21 protein-coding genes are annotated in these 24,536 nt (G+C 56.1%); 7 read left to right on the top strand and 14 right to left on the bottom strand.

All coding sequences use genetic code 11. The features are described from left to right. Positions 1 to 55: 55 nt before the first annotated feature. Positions 56 to 1,042: a Bug family tripartite tricarboxylate transporter substrate binding protein gene (locus AC2TEL_RS15885; protein WP_480841669.1), complete on the bottom strand. Its 987-nt coding sequence runs from the start codon at positions 1,040 to 1,042 to the stop codon at positions 56 to 58. Between AC2TEL_RS15885 and AC2TEL_RS15880 the strand changes: the two genes are divergently transcribed. From AC2TEL_RS15880 to AC2TEL_RS15870, 3 genes are read left to right on the top strand one after another with little or no spacing between them, the layout of a single operon-like run. Beyond that, on the top strand, positions 1,041 to 1,832 hold the full coding sequence (locus AC2TEL_RS15880) for a response regulator transcription factor (protein ID WP_480905225.1): 792 nt from the start codon (positions 1,041 to 1,043) through the stop codon (positions 1,830 to 1,832). The genes AC2TEL_RS15885 and AC2TEL_RS15880 overlap by 2 nt on opposite strands. A 44-nt stretch (positions 1,833 to 1,876) precedes the next feature. Next, positions 1,877 to 3,217, top strand: a complete 1,341-nt coding sequence (locus AC2TEL_RS15875) for a sensor histidine kinase N-terminal domain-containing protein (protein WP_480905222.1) — start codon at positions 1,877 to 1,879, stop codon at positions 3,215 to 3,217. Beyond that, a complete protein-coding gene (locus AC2TEL_RS15870) occupies positions 3,184 to 4,215 on the top strand; it encodes an ABC transporter substrate-binding protein (RefSeq protein ID WP_480905219.1) in 1,032 nt (343 codons plus the stop codon). The genes AC2TEL_RS15875 and AC2TEL_RS15870 overlap by 34 nt, the downstream gene beginning before the upstream one ends. A 173-nt stretch (positions 4,216 to 4,388) precedes the next feature. Here AC2TEL_RS15870 and AC2TEL_RS15865 read toward each other — a convergent pair whose 3' ends face one another. Continuing rightward, a complete protein-coding gene (locus tag AC2TEL_RS15865) occupies positions 4,389 to 5,684 on the bottom strand; it encodes a uroporphyrinogen decarboxylase family protein (RefSeq protein ID WP_480905218.1) in 1,296 nt (431 codons plus the stop codon). A gap of 169 nt (positions 5,685 to 5,853) precedes the next feature. On the opposite strand from AC2TEL_RS15865, the gene pdxR reads away from it, so the two are divergent. Beyond that, on the top strand, positions 5,854 to 7,341 hold the full coding sequence (gene pdxR / locus AC2TEL_RS15860; protein ID WP_480905215.1) for a MocR-like pyridoxine biosynthesis transcription factor PdxR: 1,488 nt from the start codon (positions 5,854 to 5,856) through the stop codon (positions 7,339 to 7,341). Between the two features lie 125 nt (positions 7,342 to 7,466). On the opposite strand, the gene AC2TEL_RS15855 is transcribed toward pdxR, so the two are convergent. The 7 genes from AC2TEL_RS15855 to AC2TEL_RS15825 form a co-directional block, all read right to left on the bottom strand. Further along, entirely contained in the window at positions 7,467 to 8,915 is a 1,449-nt protein-coding gene (locus AC2TEL_RS15855; protein ID WP_480861741.1) for an NAD-dependent succinate-semialdehyde dehydrogenase, read from the bottom strand. Between the two features lie 70 nt (positions 8,916 to 8,985). After that, entirely contained in the window at positions 8,986 to 10,656 is a 1,671-nt protein-coding gene (locus AC2TEL_RS15850; protein WP_480841655.1) for a BCCT family transporter, read from the bottom strand. A 67-nt stretch (positions 10,657 to 10,723) separates the two neighbouring features. Beyond that, positions 10,724 to 12,187, bottom strand: a complete 1,464-nt coding sequence (locus AC2TEL_RS15845) for an aldehyde dehydrogenase (RefSeq protein ID WP_480861739.1) — start codon at positions 12,185 to 12,187, stop codon at positions 10,724 to 10,726. Positions 12,188 to 12,201: 14 nt separating this feature from the next. Further along, positions 12,202 to 13,239 carry an LLM class flavin-dependent oxidoreductase gene (locus AC2TEL_RS15840; protein ID WP_480861738.1) on the bottom strand — a complete coding sequence of 346 codons (1,038 nt, stop codon included), beginning with the start codon at positions 13,237 to 13,239 and terminating at the stop codon, positions 12,202 to 12,204. Between the two features lie 6 nt (positions 13,240 to 13,245). Continuing rightward, entirely contained in the window at positions 13,246 to 14,181 is a 936-nt protein-coding gene (locus AC2TEL_RS15835; RefSeq protein WP_480905212.1) for a flavin reductase, read from the bottom strand. Next, positions 14,178 to 15,005, bottom strand: a complete 828-nt coding sequence (locus AC2TEL_RS15830) for an alpha/beta fold hydrolase (RefSeq protein ID WP_480905209.1) — start codon at positions 15,003 to 15,005, stop codon at positions 14,178 to 14,180. The genes AC2TEL_RS15835 and AC2TEL_RS15830 overlap by 4 nt, the downstream gene beginning before the upstream one ends. After that, positions 14,977 to 15,579, bottom strand: coding sequence for an amino acid synthesis family protein (locus tag AC2TEL_RS15825; protein WP_480841646.1), 603 nt, complete (start codon positions 15,577 to 15,579; stop codon positions 14,977 to 14,979). The genes AC2TEL_RS15830 and AC2TEL_RS15825 overlap by 29 nt, the downstream gene beginning before the upstream one ends. A 103-nt stretch (positions 15,580 to 15,682) precedes the next feature. Here AC2TEL_RS15825 and AC2TEL_RS15820 point away from each other — a divergent pair, with 103 nt between their 5' ends. Together AC2TEL_RS15820 and AC2TEL_RS15815 are read left to right on the top strand one after the other, a co-directional pair. Further along, on the top strand, positions 15,683 to 16,375 hold the full coding sequence (locus tag AC2TEL_RS15820) for a GntR family transcriptional regulator (RefSeq protein WP_480841644.1): 693 nt from the start codon (positions 15,683 to 15,685) through the stop codon (positions 16,373 to 16,375). Next, positions 16,368 to 16,664, top strand: a complete 297-nt coding sequence (locus tag AC2TEL_RS15815; RefSeq protein ID WP_480861732.1) for a DUF1330 domain-containing protein — start codon at positions 16,368 to 16,370, stop codon at positions 16,662 to 16,664. The genes AC2TEL_RS15820 and AC2TEL_RS15815 overlap by 8 nt, the downstream gene beginning before the upstream one ends. Before the next feature lie 48 nt (positions 16,665 to 16,712). Here AC2TEL_RS15815 and AC2TEL_RS15810 read toward each other — a convergent pair whose 3' ends face one another. The 3 genes from AC2TEL_RS15810 to AC2TEL_RS15800 form a co-directional block, all read right to left on the bottom strand. Next, positions 16,713 to 18,602 (bottom strand): SLC13 family permease, encoded by a 1,890-nt coding sequence (locus AC2TEL_RS15810; protein WP_480905206.1) that lies wholly within the window; start codon positions 18,600 to 18,602, stop codon positions 16,713 to 16,715. Between the two features lie 218 nt (positions 18,603 to 18,820). Next, on the bottom strand, positions 18,821 to 19,651 hold the full coding sequence (locus AC2TEL_RS15805) for a polyphosphate kinase 2 family protein (protein ID WP_480905203.1): 831 nt from the start codon (positions 19,649 to 19,651) through the stop codon (positions 18,821 to 18,823). A 34-nt stretch (positions 19,652 to 19,685) separates the two neighbouring features. Then, positions 19,686 to 22,226, bottom strand: coding sequence for a plasma-membrane proton-efflux P-type ATPase (locus tag AC2TEL_RS15800; RefSeq protein ID WP_480905200.1), 2,541 nt, complete (start codon positions 22,224 to 22,226; stop codon positions 19,686 to 19,688). A gap of 50 nt (positions 22,227 to 22,276) precedes the next feature. Here AC2TEL_RS15800 and AC2TEL_RS15795 point away from each other — a divergent pair, with 50 nt between their 5' ends. Continuing rightward, on the top strand, positions 22,277 to 22,447 hold the full coding sequence (locus tag AC2TEL_RS15795; RefSeq protein WP_480841636.1) for a hypothetical protein: 171 nt from the start codon (positions 22,277 to 22,279) through the stop codon (positions 22,445 to 22,447). 60 nt (positions 22,448 to 22,507) lie between these two features. Here the strand turns inward: AC2TEL_RS15795 and AC2TEL_RS15790 are convergent, their stop codons facing one another. Beyond that, complete coding sequence (locus tag AC2TEL_RS15790; RefSeq protein ID WP_480905198.1) at positions 22,508 to 23,248, bottom strand: aspartate/glutamate racemase family protein; 741 nt, start codon at positions 23,246 to 23,248, stop codon at positions 22,508 to 22,510. Positions 23,249 to 23,295: 47 nt separating this feature from the next. Next, complete coding sequence (locus tag AC2TEL_RS15785; protein ID WP_480861724.1) at positions 23,296 to 24,534, bottom strand: NAD(P)/FAD-dependent oxidoreductase; 1,239 nt, start codon at positions 24,532 to 24,534, stop codon at positions 23,296 to 23,298. Positions 24,535 to 24,536 lie beyond the last annotated feature (2 nt).

Here is a 24,536-nt window from a genome sequence, read left to right as displayed (position 1 = left end):
TCCTCCCATTCTTGTGTCGGCGTGCCCGGATGCGCCGGGCACGCCGTTATTGTCTTTAGAGGAAGCCCAGCTTTTTCATCAGTTCACCGATGGCCTGCTCTTGCTGCTCCAGGAAAGCCTTGAAATCATCACCGGAGTTGTGGATGTCGACCCAACCGTTCCGGTCGCGCACTTCACCCCATTCCGGTGTCTCATACATGGCCGCCAGGACAGCGCGGTATTGATCTGCTTGATCATCCGGCAGACCTGGGGCGCCGAAGAACCCGCGCCAGTTCACAAAAGAGGCATCGATGCCCTGTTCTTTCAGCGTTTGAGCATCCGGGAAGCTGGCCACGCGGTCGTCTGACGTGACACCGATTATCTTCACTTCCCCGGCATTGGCCAGATCGATGGCTTCCGAGAAGCCGGTCGAAAGCGCGGCAATCTCGCCTGACAGCAAGGCCGCCATTGCTTTGCCGCCCGCGTCGTAGGGAATGTATTTTACGGCCGTCGGGTCTTCGCCGGCGGCTTCAAATGCCATCGCGGCGACCAGGTGGTCCATACCGCCCGGAACGGACCCGCCACCAATCGCGGTACCGCGTGGGTCTGCTTTGAACGTCTCGACCAGGTCACTCATAGAATTGATCGGGCTGTCCTTGCTGACAACAAATGCAGCATAGTCACCGATCGTACCTGCCACCAAAGTCAGATCGCGGAAGCTGTGCGGGAAAACACCGGTCAGCGAACGGATGACGATCGGGGTCGAGTTGACCATCAGCGTACCGTGATTGCTTTCCGCGTTTTCAATCAGGAAACCGATGGCCTTGCCGCCGCCACCGCCGGACATGTTTTCGTAGCTGGCGTTGCCTACAAGACCGGACTTGGTCAGCGCCTCGCCGGTGCCGCGCGCGGTCCCGTCCCAACCGCCGCCTGCACCGCCGGGGATCAGGAAATGAATGCTTTCCACCATCTGATCCGCCGCAGAAGCAGCGTTGCTTCCCAAGCTAAGGATGGCCGCCGTCGCCGTGATCATTGCGCGACGTGTTAAGGTCATTTTTGTCATGATGTCCTCCCGAGATCCATTGACAATATCCTCGCAAGCAATGCTGGATTGCTTTATCGTGACCCCTAACCTACCTGGTAACCCTGACAACCACCTGACACATGGTCAATTTTTGCGAGGTAACGTGCGGTTCCTGCTCATCGAGGACAACATAGGATTGTCGAAAGCGATCACCGAGCGCCTTGAGCTGGATGGCCACATCGTCGACGGGGTGTCAGACGTTTCTTCTGCAAATACCATGAGAAACCTGACCAATTACGACATGATTCTGCTGGATCTGGCATTGCCGGACGGAAACGGTCGTGACGTTCTCAGGCATCTTAGAAACATCAATGACCTGACACCTATTATTGTGATCACAGCCAGCCGTGAAATCTCGGAGAGAGTGGCTGTGCTGGATCTGGGCGCAGATGATTTTCTGGTGAAACCCTTCGACTTTGCAGAACTGGAAGCACGCGTTCGCGCCGTTTTGCGCCGCAAGCGCGGTGACGCACGGAACCAGATCGAAATCGGGAACGTTTCGTTTGACCAGCTCGACGGTACCCTGACGGTTGATGGACAGCCGGTGCCGCTGAGAACTCAGGAACTGCGCCTGTTCGAAGCCCTTGTGGATGCCCCGGATCGGGTCCACTCGAAAGAGCATCTCATGGATCGTTTGTTTTCATTCGGCGACGAAGGTTCATCAAATGCAATCGAGGTCTATATCGGCCGTCTTCGGCGCAAACTTGAGCATTCCAACCTGAAAATCGAAACTGTCAGAGGCAGGGGGTATCGCATTTTGTGCCCCTAGCTGCTTCGACTCCGATCAAAGGTTCAGTTCAGCGGCGGCTGGTGTTGCAACTCACATTGGTCGCGCTGATCCTGACGGTGTTGTTTGTTCTTGCCGTCCGCCTGATCGGCGAGCGAATAGCGCAATCGGCACAGGACAGCGCCCTGTTTGCCGCGGCAGCAACCATTGCAAGTGTCATGCACTCAGAGGACGGCCGACCGCAACTGGATCTGCCCTATTCCGCCTTTGCGATGCTGGAAGCAATCAGTGAGGATGCCATCTTTTATCGCGTTGCCGTCGGAGAGCGTACAGTCACGGGATATCACGCGTTGCAACCTGCCAATCCGGCAAATGCATTTGCGGGGCAAGCATACTCAACCGAAGAATTTCAAGGCGAACCGGTGCGAACTGTAACACTGTATCGCGCGCTTGATGTGGAAGGAGTTTCGACTGCCGTTTCGATCACTTTAGCTCAGACGCGAGAAGGGTACCACAGAACGGTCTCGCAGGTTCAGACGATTGCAACTGGGGTTGGAATAGGGTTTTTCGTCGTTTCCGCCGTGCTTTGTCTTCTGGCGTCGCAATCCGCATTGAAACCACTAAGATCGCTGGTTAATGCTATTGAACGCCGTGGACCAGAAGACTTGCGCCCGGTTGACCGGGAAGTGCCGGTTGAGGTCGCACCACTGATCACGGCACTCAACAGCTTCATAACCAGACTGTCGGGCTCTCTCGACAAAGCCGAAGAGTTCATTGCAGAAGCCGCGCATCGCATTCGAACGCCGATGGCGCTTGCGCAGACCAACGCCGAGATAGCGCTGAGGTTCGCGACCACCCAAAAATCACGGGACAAGATCCGCGAAATAATCGTCGCCGCCCGAGAGTCTTCTCGTTCCGCGTCTCAATTGCTTGATCATGCGACCGTTGCATTTCGCGCCCAAAACCCGCAACTGGCGCCAGTTAACTTATACGACCTCATAGAGAAATCCATTTCCCGGTTCTTCCCAATTGCTGAAATGAAAGGCATCGAATTGCGCGTGTCTCAGCAGGACCCGGAAGTGATGGTTGCCGCGGATCCGTTGCTGATGCAAAGCGCCATAGGCAACGTTCTGGACAACGCCATCAAGTACTCTGGGTCAGATTCCACGGTCGAGATTTCGTGCCTAAAGCAGGGCGACTTCGGCATTGTCAGAATTGAAGACCAAGGCCCCGGTTTTTCTGATGAGGATGCAACCCGGGCCACCGAATTGTTCTTTCGGGGCATCGAAACGACAAATACAGAGGGCATTGGGTTGGGACTCAAAATTGTGTCTGATGCACTTAAAGTACACAATGGCAGGATCGAAATTTCCAGAAATAAAGTGAGGGGTTCATGCGTATCCTTGTTGCTGCCCTTGTATTCATAACGGGTTTCGGTTGGGCCCATGCCTTCGAATTCGAAGAACGCCGGTTTTATGGGCGGGAAGATACGAGCGATATCCTGAGGATCATTTCGACGTCCGACATCGAGATATTCGAGCCTCTCCTATTGGCGTTTTTGGAAGAGCATCCAAATACCGGAATTGACTACACCGTAGCGAGCAGCCAGCAGATTTTTGCGGCCATTTATGAAGAAAAAGCAGAATTCGACCTGGCGATTTCTTCGGCGATGGATTTGCAGGTGAAAATCGCAAACGACAATCTTGCCCGGGAGTATTTTTCCGAGGCAACGCAAAGGCTTCCGGCTGGTGGAAAGTGGCGGAACCGTGTCTTTGCGTTCACCTTCGAACCGGCCGTCTTTCTGATCTCACGGTCTGCGTTTCATGATGTTGAAATCCCCCGCAGCCGACAGGCCCTGGTCGAACTGGTTCGTCAGGATACGGACAAATTCAGAGGCCGAATTGGGACTTATGACATACGGCTGTCGGGCCTGGGATATCTTTTGGCCACTCAGGATTCACTCAGTTCCCAAACATATTGGCGGCTGACCGAGGTTTTCGGGCTCGCGGGAACGAAGCTCTATTGTTGTTCTGCCGACATGATACGGGACGTCGATCGCGGGCGTCTGGCATTTGCCTATAACGTGCTTGGCAGCTACGCCCTGCGCAGGGTTGCCGAGGGCAAACCGAACGTTCAGGTGGTTGAATTCGGTGATTTTCAGACCGCAATTTTGAGGACCGTTCTGATACCCGGAAATGCCAAAAACGAAAAGACAGCAGAAGCCATGGTGGACTTCCTCATCACGTTGGCGGACAGGCCGCGACTTGTGGAATCCTCCGGGTTTTATCCAATAGTCGAAGGTGAACTCGAACCCAAAAACCTTGAAGGGGCCGTCAAGCTTGGCCCAAGCCTACTGGTGTTTTTGGATTCAATGAAGCGGCTCGACTTCGTGAGCGGTTGGGTTAATTCAATGAGAATAAACTGAGGAATGCGGTGATGCCTGCAGGCTCTGTTCAATCAGGCAACAAGCTCATTTCCGCCAATTGAGACCATCGTTATTACTAAGTGTCAGCGTCATTCAATTCAAAGGCCAAACCGTTTTCCGGCTTCCCGGCGCTCCGGCCTTCGCTTTTTTCCAATTTCCGTTTACGCCCGTCACTACGCAAAAGCCCCCTGCTCTCTTACTGTTCTGATGATGATCTCGATCATTTCGAACTGAGATTCGGCAGCAACGTCTTCAAAATAGATATGGCTTGGCCACGGTTGATGCCGGAAGCGATCCAACGGCATGGTGACCTTTGACGCCACTTCCTTTTGTGCGGCGACGAACGTCTCGGCGACTTTCCGGATTTCAGCCTTGGCCTCTTCAAGATCGCCAATACTGTTGGCATCGATCTGCCGCGAACCAATCCCTGTCGTCAGAGGTACGCCACGTTGAATCGCCTGATCGACATAGAAGGGTACTTCGACCTTGTCCGCTTCCAGCCGCATAACAAACTTCGGACAAACGGCGTGTTTATGATCCATCAGCTCCAACAATCCCACGCCAGAGCCGTTGCTTACTCCGGCTGCACCACGGCGGCGCGATCCCCGATTCCGCTTTGTTGCCGTCGCAACATGGTCGCCACGATAGTTGCAATCGAACAGGCGATCGGCCCAAGGCTTCCCTTTGGTCATCCGCCGCATTGAGCGGATCGCCATGCTCTTGCAGTTCTCCGGTCCAATGAAGAAAGGCGATCCCGACGCATCCGAAAGCTCGATCCAGCCATTCGGAAACTCGTTGATGAAATGCTCGATCCATGGTGTCAGCACAGTGTCAGCGAGAAAGTCCAACAGTTCGTTCACGAAATCCGGATCGTGCACCACATCCGCCAGCAGCGGTTCCTGCCCGTAGATGTCCGCCGCGAAACTGTAAGGTGCCGAGATCTGCAGGAGCGGTTCCATCCCTGTCAAACGCTCGGTCTCACGCAGCATATCGGTGATGACCTTGGCCACTCCGCTGTTGAAATCCGGAGTCTTCAAGTCCTGCCAATTATCCTTGTTGATCAGTGGCTCATCCGGATCCGAGCCCGGTGGGAACCGATCGGGATACATCATCTTCTGACCCACCTGCTCGCAGGTAAAGCCGTACAGGGCCCAGACTGTATAAACTTTGTCCACACCCAGAAGGCGACTGGTTATCAGGTTCGTACGTGCGTAACGAACCGGGTCGCCCTTGTAGTACGCCGCCGAGTCGATGCCATAAAGATCATGCAGAATGGCCAGTGCCAGCATATGGACGGACGCCGAAACATGAACACGGTCTGTCGTAGAAGGGCGTGCAAAATCCGCATCCATTTTACCAGCTATTGTATCGTCAAAGATCTGGCGCAATTCCTCTCGGGCGGCAAGATCGCCGGCCTTCCACCGGGAAATCAGGCTTAAGCCTTCCGGGAATTTCGGATAATCCGACATTTCTCGATCCTTGTATCTTTCGACCCGATTATTGCGAGGTTTTGCGTGCAACCACGTTCGCCACAAGCTCTGCGGTCGAACGTGGTTACTTTGCACGGATAAATGGGTATGCTAAAATACCCATTCAGGAAAAACTACTATATCCACTTTTGAAACAGGTCGCCAAAAAATGAAGAAAACCGGTGGTGCCCTTCTTTCGATGATCAGTTTGGACCGCCAGAGTAAAACGTCGCTCATGCGCCAGCTTGAGAACAAGATTCGCAAAGCCGTGCTTGATGGAACCCTGGTGCAGGCGGCCCGAATGCCTTCCACCCGACAGCTTGCGTCAGATCTGAGGGTTTCGCGCCTGACAGTAAAAAACGCGTACGAGCAACTTACCAGCGAAGGCTTTCTGGAAACCCGCCACGGATCAGGGACCTATGTGGCGCAACTGTCATCAGGCGACTTTCCGATCACACCGGTACGCAGGCGGCGGCGCATACACAAGACTGGAACCGGGCCTGTTTCGCCTCGTGTAAGCCAAATAGAAAGCTCATTGGCAACAACGCGGCTTTCACACGTGCGGGCCTTCCGCCCCGGCATTCCGGCGCTTGACCTTTTTCCGCGAAAAGCCTGGGCCGAGGCCCAGTCTCGTGCGATCCGGATCAGCGACAACTCACTTTTTGGGTACGGTCCATCCAGTGGTCTGGACGAGCTTAAGTTGGCAATTGCCGCTCACGTCCGTGACAGCCGCGGCATAGAATGCGCGCCCGACCAGATCATTGTGACATCAGGGGCCCAACAGGCGTTTTCGATTGTGCTACTGACGCTATCCAGTCCGGGCGCAACGATCTGGATGGAAGATCCCGGACATATCGCCTTTCGCGATGCAGCTAGGCTTCACGGGATGGATATTAGGTCCGTTCTTCTGGATACTGAAGGTTTTTCAATGTCTTATGCGCTGAAAAACTATGATCGCTGCGATCTTGTTTTTGTCACGCCCTCTCATCAACACCCACTTGGGATTACAATGAGCCTGACCCGCCGGCTTGAACTTTTGGACGTTGCCAACGCTCAAGGTGCCTGGATCATTGAAGACGACTACGACAGCGAGTTTCATTACGAGGAACGTCCACAACCCGCCCTGAAGGCTTTGGACAAACATGGGCGGGTCCTTTATGTCGGCAGTTTTTCCAAGACCATGTTCCCGGCCATTCGGCTTGGCTATTTGATTTGTCCGCCGGGCCTGAATTCGGCTTTCTCCGCCGCAGAAACATTGTTGAGTCAGAATGTCTCGCTGCTGCAGCAAAAGGCGATGGCCTGTTTCATGGAAGACGGAAGCTTCAACGCCCATGTTCGCAAGATGAAACAAGCCTATCAGTCCCGGCGCGACGTTCTTGTTACAGCCTTGCAAAACCACGCTTCTTCAAAGCTTGTTGCCGAGCCCTGTCGCGCTGGAATGCATCTGGTGACCCGTTTTGTTGATTCTGAAGTTTCGGATCAGGTGGCGGCTCGGCGGCTATGGGACGCCGGCGTCGACTGTCTGCCGCTCTCGATCTTTCGGGATCAGGCCAGTGTCAGGCCCGGCCTGCTTCTTGGATTTGCGTGTGCCCCAGAAGCACAGATCAATGGAACAGTGCTTCAGGTTGTTCAGTGTCTCGATGACGACGCGTCTTGAGAGGCATTTGCCAATAGATGTCGGATGGTGGGTGTCGCTTGCACAATGCCAATCCTGCGGGAAGCGAAAGAAAACGGCAAAGGCGCGCATACCGGGATCGATCTGACCATTGCGCGAATGCCAAGCTAGATGTTTACGCAGCAGTATTTCAGCTCAAGGTAATCCTCGATCCCGTATTTTGAGCCTTCCCGCCCCGCACCACTTTCCTTGATGCCACCGAATGGGGCGACTTCGGTGGAAATCAGGCCCGTGTTCACGCCGACCATTCCATACTCAAGTTCTTCCATGAAACGCCAGACCTGCGAGATGTTCTGCGTGTAAACATAAGACGCCAGTCCAAATTCGGTGTCGTTCGCGGAAGCGATTGCCTCTCCGACTTCCGAGAATCGGAAAACCGGGGCCAGCGGACCGAATGTTTCTTCACGCGCAACCTTCATCTTTTTAGTTGCTCCCTTGATTACGGTTGGTTCAAAGAATGTCCCGCCCAATTCGTGCGCCGCTCCACCTGTGGCGATTTCTCCGCCGTTCTCAACTGCATCTGCGATGTGCTCCCGGATTTTGGAAACCGCCGCAGGTGTGATAAGGGGGCCGATTGCCGTTCCTGCGGCAAAGCCATCTCCGACCGGTAAGGCAGCAACGGCAGCGGACAGCTTTTCAACGAATGCGTCATGGATACCGTCCTGCACATAAAACCGGTTCGTGCAAACGCAGGTTTGACCGGCATTCCGGAATTTCGAGATCATCGCGCCTTCCACGGCCTTATCCAGATCAGCATCGTCGCACACGATGAAGGGCGCGTTGCCGCCCAGTTCCAGCGAGAGCTTCTTGATCTGGTCCGCCCCCTGTTGCGCCAGGATTTTGCCGACACGGGTCGAACCGGTGAAGCTGATCTTGCGCATCACCGGGTTGTCGCTGAATGCCTTGCCGATCCCGACACTATCGGTAGAAGTAACCACAGACAGAAGCCCTGGTGGAATACCGGCCTCCTCTCCCAACCTGGCCATCGCCAGTGCCGACAATGGCGTCTCGGCGGCAGGTTTCACGACCATGGCGCACCCGGCCGCAAGCGCCGGTGCGACTTTGCGAGCGATCATCGCATTCGGGAAATTCCAAGGCGTAATGGCACCAACCACTCCAATCGGTTGCTTCATAACTATGATACGCTTGTCGCGCTGATGGCCCGGAATTGTATCGCCATAGACACGCTTGGCTTCTTCACCGAACCATTCGACAAAGCTGGCCCCGTACATGACTTCTCCTTTGGCCTCGGCCAGTGGCTTGCCCATCTCGGCAGTCAGGATCGCGCCCAAATCATCCACGTTGGCGACCATCAGATCGAACCATTTGCGCAGAATTGCGGCACGCTCCTTGCCGGTCATTGTCGCCCAGTCCTTTTGAGCAATCCGCGCAGTTTCGATGGCGCTATGAGCATCGACTGCGGAGCAATCTGCAACGTGCGCCAAAACCTCTCCGGTCGAGGGGTTCGAGACATGGAACCTATTGTCGCGCGCCACCCATTCTCCGTTCAGGTAGGCCGCTTCAATCAAAAGATCGGCACGCTTCAAAGTCAGCATTGGTGTCTCCTGTTTGATTGCAAACGGGCGAGGATATCCCCGCCCGTTCAAGTTTGTCGGTGATGCCGGTTCAGGCGTGCAGATCGCCGTCAAGTGCGGTTCCATCCGGTGCCAATCCCGATGATACCGCCGTGGCGGAACTGTCTTCGATCAGCGACTTGATGACACCCCAGGCCATCAGAACGACGAGGATCGAAATCGGAAGCGCAGCGGCGATGGCGGCAGTTTGCAGAGCCGACAGGCCACCGGCAATCAGCAATACGGCCGCCACCAAACCCTGTGCCGCGCCCCAAACCACACGATGCAGTTTCGGTGGGTGCGCGTTGCCCATGGACAATATGGTAGTCACGACCAGAGTGCCCGAGTCCGAGCTGGTGATGAACCAGGTTGCCAACAGGAACGTAGCCAAGGCCGACACGATCCAGGACAACGTGCCATTGACCGCCAGCAATTCGATTGTGCCATAAAGAGTCCCGCCAAGGTTCCAGCTGTTGACCATGTCGACCAGACCTGCCGTTCCCACACCACCGGCTGCATTCAGTTCCAGGAACAGCGCATTGCCGCCGAAGATCGAGATCCAGATGAAGGCCATTGTTGTGGGAACAAACATCGCGCCCAGCATGAATTCCCGGATCGTGCGCCCTTTGGAAATACGCGCCACGAACATACCGACAAACGGTGCCCAGCTCAGCCACCAGCCCCAGTAGAAGATGGTCCAACCGCCCTGCCACGACACGTCACCGGGTTCGGATGCCGTCCAGAAACCCATCGACCACAGGCCAGTGGCGTAGTCGCCGATGGCATTCATGAAGAACCCGATAAGCCATTGGGTCGGGCCGGCGAACAGAAAGAACAGCACCAGCAGGATCGACAGGATGATGTTCCATTCGGACAGGATGCGAATACCTTTGCCGATGCCCGAAACGGCCGACATCGTCGCGACGATCGAGATACCGACAACCAGTGCAACCTTCAGCGTCGTTCCGGTGCCGGTGTTGAACAATACATTCAGGCCTTCGGCCATTTGCGTGACGCCCAGACCCATGGAAGTGGCAATGCCAAATACCGTGCCGAAAACAGCCAGCAAATCAACTGCATGGCCGGCCGGGCCATAAATGCGATCTCCCAGGATCGGGTACAGCGCCGAGCGAAAGGTCAGCGGCAGTTTCTTGCGAAACGCAAAGTACCCAAGGGCCAGGCCCGTCATTGTATAGATTGCCCAGCCGTGCAGGCCCCAATGAAAGTTGGTGACAACAACGGCGTCCACAGCGCGTTGGACATTCATTTCTGTATGCCCTGCCGCATCGGCGAACGGGTTGTTCGGATATCCCCATCCCGCTGCGTTGTCGAAATAGAACAGCGGCTCGGCGATGCCGAAGAACAGGATGCCGATCGAAACCCCGGCCGAGAACAGCATCGCAAACCAGGAGAAGTTGCTGAATTCGGGTCGGCTGTCATCATCGCCCAGACGGATCGAGCCGAAGCGGCTGAACATCAGGAACAGGCAGACAAAAAACAGCACGAGGACCGAGCTGATATAGTACCAGCTCAGCGCACCTTCGACCCAGGACCGGACGCCTTTGTAGACGCTGCCGGCGAAGTCTACGTTGAGAATTGTGAACAGCACAAAGGCCGCGACCATCGCTTTGGAGGCGATGCTCATCCCATTGTGCAACCCTTTGAAAATCCCCTTGTCAGAGACCAGATGGTCACCACTATTTGGGGGCTGGAATTCAGCCATGTTCGTAGTCCTCCCATTGATTGACGAACACACCGCTATCCCTTGCTTGCGGTGAAGGATGTTGAGATCAGCGCATGATGAACGGATCCGGGATCGGGTCGTCGCTGGTGCGCAGCCAGACCGATTTGATCTTGGTGTAATCCAGCGCCGCCTGCAGACCGCCTTCGCGCCCGTGACCCGAAAGGCCATGGCCTCCGAAAGGTGCGATGGGACTGACGGCACGATAGGTGTTGACCCAGACAATGCCCGCCCGAATGGCACGGATCATGCGATGTGCGCGGGTCAGGTTCTGGGTGAATAGGCCCGAGGCCAGCCCGAATTTCGTGTCATTTGCGATTGCGATGGCCTCTGCTTCGGTCTCAAACGAGGTCACTGACAGAACAGGTCCAAAGAACTCGTTGGTCAGGCTGTCCGCGTCCGGCACATCCGAGCAATCCAGAATAGTTGGCGGGAAATAGAACCCATCCCGGTCAATGGGATTGCCGCCGGTCACCAGCTTGGCGCCCTGCGCAACCGACCGTTCGATCAGATCAACTGCCACGTCCCGCTGACGCTTTGTGCAAAGCGGACCAACTTCGGTCGCCATGTCATCGGGCGCACCGATAATAACGGCCTCGGCCTTTTCCTTCAGACGCGCCAGAAACGCGTCCTTGATCGAAGTCTGCACCACGAGGCGTGAGCCAGCCACGCAGCTTTGCCCGGTTGCGGCAAAGATGCCGGACACCTGCGCATTCACAGCGCTTTCGATGTCGGCATCCTCAAAGACGATGAACGGGGACTTGCCACCCAGTTCCAGCGAGGTCGAAGCCAGATTTTCGGCCGAGTTACGCACGATATGACGTGCCGTTTCCGGTCCGCCCGTAAAGGCCACATGGGCCACTTTCGGATGACTGGTCAGCGTGGCCCCAGCAACGGGACCACCAGTGATTATGTTCAACACACCCTTGGGGAACCCGGCCTGATCAAAAATGCGCGCGAATTCCAGCATCGGCGCGGGCCCTTCTTCCGAAGCCTTCAGGACAACCGTACAACCCGCCGCCAGAGCCGGGCCAATTTTGACTGCTGACAGGAACAACTGAGAATTCCACGGGACAACAGCGGCAACAACACCAATTGGCTCGCGGCGCAGCCAGACCTCCATATCCGGCTTGTCGATCGGCAGATGCGCGCCTTCGATCTTGTCGGCCAGCCCAGCATAATAGCGGTAGTAATCGGCGACATAGGCTATCTGGGCCGATGTCTCGCGGATGATCTTTCCTGTATCCCGGGTCTCCAGCTCGGCCAGACGCGGCGCGTTTTCCGCGACCAGATCAGCAAGCCGGTGCAGCAGTTTACCGCGCGCCGTTGCCGTCATCCCTGCCCATTCGGGCGAGTAGAAAGCTTGGTCAGCAGCTTCAACAGCCTGATTGACGTCCTCGGGCCCCGCGTCGGGCATCCGGGCCCAGACCGCGCCCGAGGCCGGGTCCAGACTGTCGAACTGCCCTGCACCATCCGAGAATGCGCCGCCGATATACTGTTGAAACTGCTGCATTTTACGCCAATCCCTTACTGAAACGCCGGCATGACGTCTTTGATGAACCGCTCGAGCGAGGCTTTCTTGCGCTCGAACGGCATGCTTGAATCGATCCAGAACGAGTATTCGTCGTATCCAAGCGCTTCGTACCCACGTAGGCGATCAATGACGGTGTCGGCGGTTCCAACAACCAGATCACGCTCCATGTTTTCCGGCGTGTAGAACGGATGCGCTGCGATTTCTTCATCGCTGAGCGGTTCTATCAAGCCCTGCGTGATGTCCCGCTTGTTCATGAACCAGGCGCCGAAGTAGTTGTAGAACCGGTTCAGTTCGACAGCAGCGTGTTTCACATCTGTATCATCCGAAGCCACGTAAGTGTGCATCAGCAGCATGATCTTGGGTCGCGACACGTCCGGGAATTTCTCGCAGGCTGCGTTAAACTTGGACATGAGGTTCTCGACCTCGCCATCGCCGTTCCAAAGCGGAGTCACCTGTACGTTGCAGCCGTTCAGCACTGCAAACTCGTGGCTGTTTGGGTCACGCGCCGCCACCCAGATGGGTGGACCATCCGTTTGCAGGGGCTGTGGAGCTGAGGTGGTTTTGGGAAACTGGTGGAATTCACCTTCATGCGCATAATCACCCTGCCAAAGCTTCTGCACGGCGGGCACAAGCTCGCGCATGCGCTGGCCGGCTTCCCACGCGTCCATGCCGGGCATGATGCGCTCGTACTCAAAACTGTAGGCGCCGCGCGCGATGCCAAGATCCAGGCGCCCGTCGGTGATGATATCGGCCATCGCGGCTTCACCTGCCAGACGGATCGGGTGCCAGAACGGCGCAATGACCGTGCCGGTTCCCAGTCGCACATTCTTGGTGTGGCGCGCGACATCAACCAGATTCAGAAACGGGTTTGGCGCGATGGTAAAGTTCATCCCGTGATGTTCACCGGTCCAGACCGCGTGCATCCCGCCTTCGTCGGCGATTTTGCATAGCTGGATGAACTCGTCATACAGCTGCTTCTGGTCCTGATCCGGAGAGATCCGCTCCATATGCGCAAAGAGTGAAAATTTCATGCCAAGTTAACTCCCAGCGGAGAGTGGTTTGACTTCGCCACTCACCTCATTTCCGTAATACACCCCGAAGTTCCCCATACGGCTTTCTTTGGCGAACCGCTCGAGCATGGTGCAGATGGCCGGATCGGCGATATCCATAAGAGTGGACTCGCTGATCTCGGTAAAAACACCATTCTCCGGTTCGCCATCGGCGGCCTGACACAGGAACGAGATATGTTGAAGTTTGCGCGCTTCATCCTGATAAACTGAGTAGATAAACCCCGGCTCCGCCTGCACGCCGCTCTCGCCGATCAGGCGGGTCAGGGCCGCGTTGGCACCATCGGCCACGTCGTCAGTTGCCGGAATGGTCAGGCGGCCATAGCCGTCACCCTGCAGCAGGATTTTCCCATCCCGTTCGATCAGGGCGGATACGACCAATCCGGTGCGTTTGCTCAGGGCCTTGGCTTCCGCGGCGGGGGTTACATAGGCACCCCGGGCATAGCCCAGCCCGGGTGCAATATTGTGATCAAAGGCTTTGACTACACCGATCAGGATCAGGTGGTCGCCTGCATCAACGGTTCGGGACATGTCGCAGTCGAACCAGGCCGAGACGTCATCAAGGATCGGTGATCCGTTGGGGCCAGGCTGCCAGTCAACTGTCGCAAACCGATCCTCGACCGGGCGGGCAAAGGTGTTCGACACTTCGATCTGGCCTTCGGACAGAATGTTGATCGCGAATTTCGATGTGTTCGCAAAGGTTTCATAGTTGCTTGAGGTGTTGGCAAGACACACCAGTACCAGAGGCGGCTCGAGAGAAACGGAGGCAAAAGAATTTGCGGTAAAGCCCAGCGGGTTTCCACCCTCATCATGTGCGGTCACGACAGTGACGCCGGTCATGTAGGTGCCAAATGCATTGCGCAGGGCGCGCGGGTTGCTCAGCATGCGCGGGTCGAATTCGATCATTTTGGGTCAACCTCTTCCGATGGGGTTTGCAACCAGGCTTCCAAAGCTGCATTCACGGTTTCCGGCGCGGTCAGATTCACCATGTGCCGGTGATTTTCGATCACGATGGCCGTCCCATTCGGCGCGGCTTCTGCCATCGCGTAAGACATGGCCGGGGTCGAATTCGGGTCGCCATCTCCGGTCAGGGCCAGCAGCGGGCAGGTGATCGTACCGAACCCTTTCGCATAAAGGGCGTCTCCGCGTGCAAAAGCGTTGTAGGCGGTGGCGTAGCCTTCGATATTAACGGCTGAAAGCCACGCCGCAACATCGTCACGCGCGGCCTGTTCGACGGGCGTGTCACCAAACCACCGCCGCAGCGGAGTTTCTACATCGAAAGTTCCGGTGCCGATCAGCTTGGCCCGCTCGATCACGGATTTGCTTGAGGCCGCGTCCCTGCAAAATACTCCGTTCAGCAGCGCGACCCGCTCAACCAGACCGGGGTTGCGTACTGCAAATCCACCCGCAATCAACGCGCCCATCGAATGGCCTGCTAGGTTGACGCGCTGCAGCTTCAGCTCATCCAGAACCGCCAACAACCAATCAAGAAACACCGGCAGATCAGAACCTGCTGGGATCTGTTCGCTGCCGCCGTGTCCGGGCATATCCAGCGCGATCACGTAGTGCGATCCCGCGAGGAACTCAATCTGGGGGCCCCAAGCCGCCGATTGCATGCCCACGCCGTGGATCAGCACGACGGGGGCCGCTTTCCCAGCATGGGAAAGCCCGGCCTCGCGATAGGCGACTGTGCCGAAGGGCTCAGACAGCTGCAGGGTTGTCGACGTCATGGCCCAGTTCCTTGAGATCTTGATAGCGGTCACCGATGCGGTGATGCGGACGGCCACCGATCGAGGCGCCAAGCGCGATCATGATCTCATCCGGCGCGGGCGCGTCTGCCACCTGCAACTGGATGGTCAGGTAATGGCTGCGCCGACCACCGTCATTCTTGTCCATCAGCGGGATTTGCATCGCAGCATTTGCCGGGCCGCGCGTGTTGGTGAACGCGAGATACGACTTTGCGCCAACCGCCTCGCGATAAAAGTTGCCAAAGCGCAGGGTGTGGATCAGGGCCGAACCATGCTCGACCTCACCGTTGACACCGACGATCGCAGCCTTGCCGTACCCTTCGACCTTGTCCCCGCCACCGGCAGCGTCGAGCACCATGTCGGTCAGCAGGCTGCCAAGGCCCGGCGCGCAATCATGAATCTCGGGCTTCAGGTCGTCAACAAAACCGCGGCCAGCCCACGGGTTCCGGATCACCGCAATCGCTGCAATCATCTTCAATGGCTGCTCGGCGACCTTCCCTCCTTCGATCAGGGTGTTTTCAACGTGCAGCAGTGTTTTGCGGATTTCGGCGGGCATGTCGTTATTCCTTGCGATTCGTTGCGCTGTAAGATGGTATACCATCATACCACCTGTCAATCATACCTTGTGCAAAAAAGGCCAAACCGATAGCGTCGCGGCCATGAGCACACCGAAACTAACGAAGATAGATCACCCGCCTGCCACCCTGCGCGACATGGTTCAGGAACGCATGCGCGAGGCGATCATCGAAGGATTGTTCGAGCCCGGTCAAAGACTTGTCGAACGCCCGCTTTGCGACCAGCTGGGCGTCAGCAGAACGGTGATCCGCGAAACCATCCGCTATCTCGAAGCCGAGGGGCTAGTGGAAATTCTACCCGGTCGCGGGCCCATCGTGGCCACTATGAGCCGCGAAGACGCGCGCCAAATCTATGATATCCGCCGCATGCTCGAGACAGCGGCGGCCGAAAACTGCGCCCGCAAGATCACACCTGAACGCGCGCGATCCCTCAAGGAAGCACTGAAACGTCTGAAGCAGGGCTTTGCTGACCGGACCCCGGGCGCGTTGTTTCGCGCCACAGCCGATTTCTACTCCGAGATCTTTGACGGGGCGGGTCACTACATCGCTTGGGATATCGTTCAGCGTCTGAACGGCCGGATCAGTCGGCTGCGCATGATGACCCTGTCGACAGCGGACCGGGACCGCCCCGGCATCGCGCATATGGAGCTGATTTGCGAGGCCATAATCTCCGGCAACCCGGATGCCGCGCGGGTCGCAGTTGAAAGACATCTGGATGACACGACGGCCATCGCCGACCGACTGCTCGCTGCAGAAGAAAAGAACGAAAATGACTGACACACCCAAAGGCTATTGGATTGCCAACGTTACCATTACCGACCCTGAGGCTTACCTGGATTATCAAGCTCTCGCCCCCGAAGCCTTTCGCAAGTTTGGCGCCCGGTTTCTGGCCCGCGGCGATGCTGAAACTCTTGAAGGACAGAAATGGCAGCGACGGGTTATCATTGAGTTTGACAGTATAGAGCTGGCGCGCGCCTGTTACGCATCTGACGAATACCGCAGCGCGAGAGAAAAAAGAGCCAATGCATGCCATGCAGACATCGCCCTGATTGAAGGTGTGGAGTAGCTTTCCTGTCGCTTCGGCAACTTCACGAACAATCAGCGTTCGGAAAACTCAGTATATCAGGTTGAGCATCAACAACGACACGACCAGGAACAGCACGGTCATAACTCCACCTGAACGCACAAAATCCATAACTTTATAACCCGCAGGACCCATTATGAGAGCGTTGACCTGATGAGTGGGAATAATGAAGCTGTTCGAGGTCGATATCGCCACTGTCAGCGCAAATACGGCCGGGTTGCCGCCAGCCGCCACCGCGATCGATACGGCCAGGGGTACAAGTAAAACAGTCGCACCGACGTTTGACATTACAAGCGAAAAGACTGTGGCCAGAATTGCGACGCCGGCCTGAAGTGCCCAAATTGGCCAGCCGTTCAGGATGACCAGAATCTGCTGCGCGATCCAGGCTGCAGTGCCCGTGTTCTGCACGGCCTGCCCCAGCGGTATCAGGCACGCAAGCAGAAAAACGGTATTCCATCCGACGGCACGGTACGCCTCGTCCACGCTGAGCACACGGGTTAGCATCATTCCGGCCGCTCCGGTCAACAGGCACAACGACAACCGCACATCGGTGAACAATATCAGCGACAGCGAAATCGCAAAGAACAGCAGAGCCCAACCAACTTTCTGAGGGCGCAGTTCGTCTTGTGGGAAATCTGTGGTCACGACAACAAAATCGGGATCCCGCTTGATCCGCATCAGGTTGTCCCATCTGGTATGCGCAACAAGCATGTCGCCTGCGTGAAACTTCTCCAGCCCGATCTGGGTGGATTCGTGCGTTTCAGTTTCTACGTGGCTAAGCGTTTCTTCGCCCCGGTGAATAGCCAGCAACGACATGCCATATGTCTTGCGAAACAAAAGCTCGCGTGGGCATTTCCCAATCAACTTACTGTCGGGCGTGACGACAACTTCGGCTATGCCCGCGTTTGTCGCCGCAAATTCTTCGACGAAAATGTCCAGTTCCGGAAGGACAGTCAGTCCGAATTTCTCGGCAAACTCCTCGACGACCCAGCGGCGACCGATGATCGCAAGCCTACAAGGCGCGGCGATTTCGGCTGTCAGGACCTGAACCATCGAGGTTTTCCCGCGATAGAAAGTAGAGATTATATAGAGGTGGTTTTCGTGGTTGATATCCGCCAGCACCTGCCCAACCAGTGGACTGTCAGCAGGCACGATCACCTCAAAAACATCGGCTTTCAGACCGTAGACTCGTTGCAGATATTCCTGTGTGCCCTGTCCCGTTCCAGTGTTTTCAGAACCTGCGTCGCCCGGCAGCACCCAGCGGCCCAGCAGCAAGAAATACACGATCCCGGTCAGGATCAGGACGGCACCAATAGGTGTGACGGAAAAGAGCCCGAACGGCGGCATTTTCTGCCCTTCGGGCAGGCCTTCGTTGGCCGTCAGGATCAGATCGTTCAGCAGGATCAGTGGCGAGGACCCAACCATCGTCATCGTACCGCCCAAGATGGCGCAGAATCCCATTGGCATCAGCAGGCGTGACAGCGGAATTCCTGACCTTGAAGAAATGCGGCTGACGACCGGCAGGAACAGCGCGGCTGCCCCCACATTCTGCATGAACGATGATATCACGCCAACGGTACCGGACACGATGGGCAATACACGGTTCTCGGATGTGCCACCGTATTTCAGAATAACGGCGGCGACCTTGTTCATGATGCCCGTTTTGTCCAAACCGGCACCGACGATCATGACCGCGATAATCGAGATTACGGCGTTTGATGCAAATCCGTCGAACAGGTGCGGAACATTCGCAAGGTTATCCAACCCGGGCGCATAGCTGAGGAGACCGATAATAACCAGCACAAGTATTGCCGAGAGATCAATTCTGACAATTTCGGAAACAAACAGAAAGACGGTAAAGGCCAAAAGGGCGCAAACCACACCCATCTCGAAACTGAAGGCCACTTGTTCCACAAACATCACCTGGAGTTTGAACTGTTTTTCTTAAACACCTAGACCATCGTCACCCAATTGTCATGAAATTACAATTTGCACCTGTGGTGCGATGCTAAATGACGCGCGCAAACGCTATCCGCGCACTAATATTTCGCGCGCCGTTTTTTCAGGAGGGGAATTGGAATCATACTTCCATTAAAAGGCCACGGGTGGTCTCAAGTAATTTCTGGAGTCGTATTCGACTAAGACTTAGCAGCCTCATGATACTTTTTGCGTATGTCTTCAATGTCGACTGTCGGTGGCGGAAACTGCATATCGAGTGACTCCATGTACTCGGCGACGATCCGGGAGACTGCCAGATTCCGAAACCACTTGTGGTTTGCCGGAATAACGAACCATGGCGCATGTTCTGTGCTGCATTTGCTCAACGCGGCCTCGAAGGCTTTGGTGTAGTCATCCCAAAATGGCCGTTCCGCGTAATCGCCTTCGCTGATTTTCCAGTGACGCGCCGGATCGTCGATCCTTTCTTTGAAGCGGCTCAGTTCTTCTTCGGGACTGATATGCAAATAGAACTTCAAAACGTGTGTTTCGCTGTCGCGCAGCAACGCCTCGAACGCATTAATATGATCGTATCGTTTTTCCCAAACCTCCTTCGGGACCAGGTCGTGCACCCGAACGACAAGAACGTCCTCGTAATGGGATCGATTGAAGATCGAGACCTGCCCCTTTTCGGGGGTTTCCTTGTGATAGCGCCAGAGAAAATCGTGACCAGCCTCTTCGGGCGTGGGCACTTTGAACCCACTTACCTTGCAACCCTGCGGGTTCATGGCCGCCAACACATGGTTGATCGTTCCATCCTTGCCTGCGGCATCCCTGCCTTGAAGGCAAATCAGCAGGGACCGTTTCTTTTCCGCGTACATCAAATACTGGAGTTCGCTCAGCTTTTGCGAATAAGCCTGTATCTCAGGAAGCGCGTGTTCATGGCTTTCGTGTTTGTCCTTGAAATTCGGATCGATGCTGTCGAGCTCCACCGAGCTTCCGGGTTTGACGCGGAACTTATTGAAATAGTGCATTCCAACTCCTTTCCGTTGCAAATTGCGCTGTGTCTCAGGCTGTCCTTGAATGAAGGTGACGGTTCTGCCGCTGCAACCTGCGATACATGGCAAGTTTCACCTGATCCAATATGACCATCCAGACGAGCATATAGATCCAGACCATCAGTATGATCGTCCACGGGATTTGTTCGACGAATACCCCGAAGCCACACAGCAAGACTGCAAGAATCTGAGTGCCTACAACCGCGATGAACAACGGGCGCGCTGGCCAGGGGTGCGCAAAGAACGCTCCACGTGACCGAATGACCAGCAGCAGAAGATGTCCACCTGCCGCCAACTGCAGAAACAGCACGGTCTGAAGCTGCTCTTGCGTCAGCGAAATCCATGCCTGCAGGCTTTGGTTGTTGATCCATTCCATGCCGATCAAGAGCAGCCCGAAGGTCTGTACCACCGACAGGACTCCCATCAGGCTTGCGCCGAATAATATGCGCCGCATATCCCAACGAACCGGTGCTTTGGGCAGGTTTGTGTTGTCATACGCGATCGTCATGATCGGCACATCGTCGAGCAGCGCAAGCATGATGATCATGATCGGGGTCAAGGGCGAAAACCCAAGCAGGACCGTCGCCAGCACCACCACAAACATGATGTCGAGTGTCATTGCGACGCGGTACACAATGTAGTTTACGATCCGTTCGAATATTTGCCGGGCTTCCTCAATGGCGTCGATGATCGTGGACAAGCCAGGGGCCGTCAGGATCAGTGCGGCGGCAGCTCGGGCTGCATCGGTGGCACCGCTGACGGCAACGCCGCAATCTGCCTGCTTCAGAGCCGGGGCATCGTTTACGCCGTCGCCTGTCATCGCAACAACATGACCGCGATCCTGAAGCGCTTTGACAATGGCGTATTTGTGCTCCGGGAAAACGCGGGCGAACCCATCGGCCTTCTCTACGCAGGCAGTCACCGGCTCGGGCAGATGGCTCAGATCCATGCCATCCTTGAACAGATCCGACGCCGCCTGAAGATGCGACCCCATTCCCAACTGCCCGGCAATCTCGTTTCCAATGGCCACGTCGTCTCCGGTCACCATTTTGACCTGCAGACCATGCGCCATGGCCCTTTGAATGGTTTCCTTGGAGTCATCGCGCGGCGGATCGTATAGCGACAATATTCCCAGGAACCGCCACGTTTTCCCTTGATCGTCCGACCGCGCAATCCCAAGCGCACGCATCCCCTTCGAGGCAAGATCATCAACGGATTTCTGCGCCTTGGCCTTTGAAGCCGCGTCAATATCGCTCAGATCCAATATGACCTGCGGCGCTCCTTTCGTGTACGAGGCCGCCTTTCCCTGCGCGTCCGTGACCTGTGCCTCGGTCCGTTTGGACACCGGATCAAACGGTACGAAGTTTGATTGCTTGTAACCCGACAATTCATCGCGGTTTGCCAGTCCGGCAATCACGGCGGCGTCGATCGGATCATCTCCGTCAAAGTGGGACGCGAGGGAACCCGCCAGTATCAGTTCGTCTGCGTCCTTGGCAGCAAACAGGACGGGATCGCCCAGGCTCAGCTGGTTTTTGGTCAACGTTCCAGTCTTGTCCGAACACAGTACATCAACACCTGCCAGTTCCTCGATCGCCTCCAACCGCGACACGATTGCCTTTTTCTTGGACAGGTTCATCGCGCCCAACGCGTTGGTGACGGTCATCACCGTGGGCATGGCCACGGGGATCGAGGCGATGAGGAGGGCCAGCACTGTTCTCAGGATGTCAGCGGCAGCAGTCCAGTGCCAAGAGTGTTCGACTACAATGTCGCGGTAGAGTTCCGCGCCAACCAGAATGAACGCAAGAATAAGCGAAAGAATGATGAGAAAATCACCAATATGGGTGACGGCCTTTTGAGAATGCGACGCCCCAGATCCGGCCCCGGCGACCAGGCTGGCCGTGCGCCCAAAGAAGGTGTTGTTGCCCGTTTCTATGACAACCGCGGTCATTTCGCCTTTTTTGGCGATACTGCCAGAGTAGCCGACGTCCCCGACTTTCTTGGCGACCGGCAGAGATTCCCCGGTCAGCGCGGCCTGATCGATACTGATATATTCCCCATCTGTGAAACGTACGTCCGCCGGGACAACATCGCCCAGCTTAACCCGCACGATGTCGCCCGGAACGATATCTGCTGCGTCAATCTGAGAGAACGTGCCATCGCGCTTTGCGTCGGCTTTGGGCGCCATCCCGGCCTTGAGCGCGGCCAGCGCGTCTGCTGCTTTGCGTTCTTGCCAGAAGCCTGACACGGCATTGTAGACCAGCAGGACAAGGATAATGCAGAAATCGGACCAGTGCCCGATCAAAGCAGACAGAACAGCCGCTATTTCGATCATCCAGGGGATCGGACCCCAGAGATATTTGAACAGCCGCTGAAGATTGCTCACTTTCTCTTCGGCTAATTCGTTGCGACCAAACTTTTGAAGGCGTGCGTTTACTTCGGTGGAAGTCAGGCCATCGCTCGACGTATGCAGTTCACTCAGGACTGACGAAAGATCGGCTTTTTCGAGGTTCAGCTTGTTGCCTTGGGATTTCGCTTTGACTTCTTTGACCATCGCTCTGTCACCTATCGCTGAATTCCGCAGGGCTTAGTTCAAACAAAAAAATGAATACTAAACACAAGCGCGGTGCATTTGTCACGCCTGTTGCAACTTCAACAGGCAGCGATCCTGTTGAAGATGAAAATTTTTTGTCGCCAGACTCTGGTAGTGTTTCAGATGAAAGACGGAACGCAACCGGTGGTTCAAACGGTGAAAGTCACCGCCGTCGTGTTTGAAAAACGCAGGATCAATATGGCTGCGAAACGGCCTGACACCCTTGTGGCTTCACCTTGAATTCACCCCCAGGGCATTATCCCTGAATATGGTGCACGCGCCGCAACGTTATGAGCCATTTGGGCCAGAGTCGTGAGGTCAAATACCGGCAGTTTCAGCTCTTCCTGAATTCGGGCGGCGTAGGGCGGCAGATCGGTGCATTCCAGTACCAATGAACGAATGCCGGGTGTTTCGTCTTTCAAGCTGTGGGCGGCTTGCAGAACTTCAGCCTCGATGAGGTCCGTATTCATACTTGTCCGTGTGTTCCGCAAGATCACCTCAGCAAACTCACTGGTTTCTTCCAGTCCTTTCACGGCCACCGGAATACCCGCCGCACCAACGCCTTCGAAATGCCGAGCGGTCAGGGCCGATGCGTCAGCGGTCAAAACCCCTACAGGCGCGCTGGCACCAGTCATGTGATAAGCCAAGGGCACCTGAATCAGGCTCGAGGCGAATACAGGCACGGAAACGGCGGCGGCCAGTTCCTTCTGAAACAAAGCCAGAAAACCGCAACTGCCCGTGATGGCTCGCACGCCTTCTGCCTCAAGCCGTTGTGCACCTTTGATGAAGGGCGCCAGCAAATCAGGTGTCGGGTTGTTCAGCAAAGTCGGTACGGTTACGCCATCGATCATCTCGTAGAGAACCGGAAACGACAGGCTCGATGGGTTTTTGATGTGCCCGGGAGGTTTCGGGAAATAGCTTTCCAGGCACAGAACACCAATCGAAACCCCACATATGTTCTGTCCACCTCTGTAAACCGGCATTATGGGTACGTCCTTCTGATGAGATTGTGCGTGTTGGTTTGTGTCGCTCAGAACCGGGTCAGGGAAAACGGAGCAAGATCAATGTTATGGCGGCGCCCGGATACCAAATCCGCAACAAGCTCTCCCGTTTTCGGCGCCATCATGAGCCCGTAATGAGAATGCCCGAAGGCCGTGTAGAGCCCCGAATTTCCATTAAGCTGTCCGATAGCGGGAAGGCTGTCCGGAAAAGACGGGCGTCGTCCCATCCAGAATTGCGTTTGGCTGGTATCGAGGTCTGGCACCATTGCCTTGGCCTGATCTGTCAGAACCGCCTGTTTGCGTGGGTCGACAGGGGCGTCGATGCTCGCAAATTCGGCTGTCCCGGCAACCCGCAGACCGTCCTGCATCGAACTTGCCACCACCTTTGCATCCACATCCATCACCGAGTTGTTCAAAAATATGGACGGGTTGGGAAATTCAACATGGTATCCGCGCTCGGCCACCAACGGAACGGCTAATCCAAGCGATTTCAGAAGGTCAGCGGACCAGACACCAGCGGCGAGCACAACATGCTTGGTGTGCAAAGTTCCATCTGGCGTTGCCAGGTTCCAGCCCCCGTCCTCTGCCCGCGCCAGACCCGTTATCTCGGTCCGCGCGATCTCGGCTCCCTGACCGCGGGCTTTGTCCGCCAGAACCGCTCCGACGCGGCCCGGCGAAATAACCCGCGCTTGCCCTTTGATAAGAACTGCCGCTTTGAAGTCGCGCGACAATGCCGGTTCGAGGCGGTGCAACTCATCACCGTCAATACGCTCCAGCTGTCCGCCTTTTTCCGTGCGGATCCGATAATCCAGACCATTCAGGTTGGCCTGTTCCGGGTGGCGAAATGCGTGAACGTAAAAACTGTCCGTGATCAGGTCCTCATGGCCTGTTCCCAGAAGATGCCGGCGGTACAGCTCGATCGACGGGCGGCACAGTAATTCCATGGCGTCCGCGACGTCGCGAACGGTTTTTTCGCCGGAGTTTCCGAGAAACCGCAGGCCCCACGGCACCATCTTTGGCCAGAATGAGAACCGAACGGACAAAGCGCTTTTCGGGTCCAGCAACATTTGGGGAAGCTTCTTCCAGATGCCCGGCACGGATTGCGGGATAATCGACCAGGGCGACACTACACCCGCGTTCCCGAACGAGGTTTCCTGACCCGGCTCGCCCCTGTCGACAAGCCGAACCGGGATACCGCGTTCCTGCAGCGACAAGGCGCAGCAGATGCCGACGATCCCAGCGCCGATGATGGTTACTTGTTCTGTCATCT

It is taken from the genome of Ruegeria sp. HKCCD9138 (genome assembly GCF_057220975.1).
This window is presented reverse-complemented; position numbering and strand designations above follow the sequence as displayed.

Excerpts from the sequence above, each read along its gene's own strand:
- AC2TEL_RS15880 (WP_480905225.1), top strand. The coding sequence starts at position 1,041 with ATGATGTCCTCCCGAGATCCATTGACAATATCCTCGCAAGCAATGCTG.
- AC2TEL_RS15885 (WP_480841669.1), bottom strand. The coding sequence starts at position 1,042 with ATGACAAAAATGACCTTAACACGTCGCGCAATGATCACGGCGACGGCG.
- AC2TEL_RS15870 (WP_480905219.1), top strand. The coding sequence starts at position 3,184 with ATGCGTATCCTTGTTGCTGCCCTTGTATTCATAACGGGTTTCGGTTGG.
- AC2TEL_RS15865 (WP_480905218.1), bottom strand. The coding sequence starts at position 5,684 with ATGTCGGATTATCCGAAATTCCCGGAAGGCTTAAGCCTGATTTCCCGG.
- pdxR (WP_480905215.1), top strand. The coding sequence starts at position 5,854 with ATGAAGAAAACCGGTGGTGCCCTTCTTTCGATGATCAGTTTGGACCGC.
- AC2TEL_RS15855 (WP_480861741.1), bottom strand. The coding sequence starts at position 8,915 with ATGCTGACTTTGAAGCGTGCCGATCTTTTGATTGAAGCGGCCTACCTG.
- AC2TEL_RS15850 (WP_480841655.1), bottom strand. The coding sequence starts at position 10,656 with ATGGCTGAATTCCAGCCCCCAAATAGTGGTGACCATCTGGTCTCTGAC.
- AC2TEL_RS15845 (WP_480861739.1), bottom strand. The coding sequence starts at position 12,187 with ATGCAGCAGTTTCAACAGTATATCGGCGGCGCATTCTCGGATGGTGCA.
- AC2TEL_RS15840 (WP_480861738.1), bottom strand. The coding sequence starts at position 13,239 with ATGAAATTTTCACTCTTTGCGCATATGGAGCGGATCTCTCCGGATCAG.
- AC2TEL_RS15835 (WP_480905212.1), bottom strand. The coding sequence starts at position 14,181 with ATGATCGAATTCGACCCGCGCATGCTGAGCAACCCGCGCGCCCTGCGC.
- AC2TEL_RS15830 (WP_480905209.1), bottom strand. The coding sequence starts at position 15,005 with ATGACGTCGACAACCCTGCAGCTGTCTGAGCCCTTCGGCACAGTCGCC.
- AC2TEL_RS15825 (WP_480841646.1), bottom strand. The coding sequence starts at position 15,579 with ATGCCCGCCGAAATCCGCAAAACACTGCTGCACGTTGAAAACACCCTG.
- AC2TEL_RS15820 (WP_480841644.1), top strand. The coding sequence starts at position 15,683 with ATGAGCACACCGAAACTAACGAAGATAGATCACCCGCCTGCCACCCTG.
- AC2TEL_RS15815 (WP_480861732.1), top strand. The coding sequence starts at position 16,368 with ATGACTGACACACCCAAAGGCTATTGGATTGCCAACGTTACCATTACC.
- AC2TEL_RS15810 (WP_480905206.1), bottom strand. The coding sequence starts at position 18,602 with ATGTTTGTGGAACAAGTGGCCTTCAGTTTCGAGATGGGTGTGGTTTGC.
- AC2TEL_RS15805 (WP_480905203.1), bottom strand. The coding sequence starts at position 19,651 with ATGCACTATTTCAATAAGTTCCGCGTCAAACCCGGAAGCTCGGTGGAG.
- AC2TEL_RS15800 (WP_480905200.1), bottom strand. The coding sequence starts at position 22,226 with ATGGTCAAAGAAGTCAAAGCGAAATCCCAAGGCAACAAGCTGAACCTC.
- AC2TEL_RS15795 (WP_480841636.1), top strand. The coding sequence starts at position 22,277 with ATGAATACTAAACACAAGCGCGGTGCATTTGTCACGCCTGTTGCAACT.
- AC2TEL_RS15790 (WP_480905198.1), bottom strand. The coding sequence starts at position 23,248 with ATGCCGGTTTACAGAGGTGGACAGAACATATGTGGGGTTTCGATTGGT.
- AC2TEL_RS15785 (WP_480861724.1), bottom strand. The coding sequence starts at position 24,534 with ATGACAGAACAAGTAACCATCATCGGCGCTGGGATCGTCGGCATCTGC.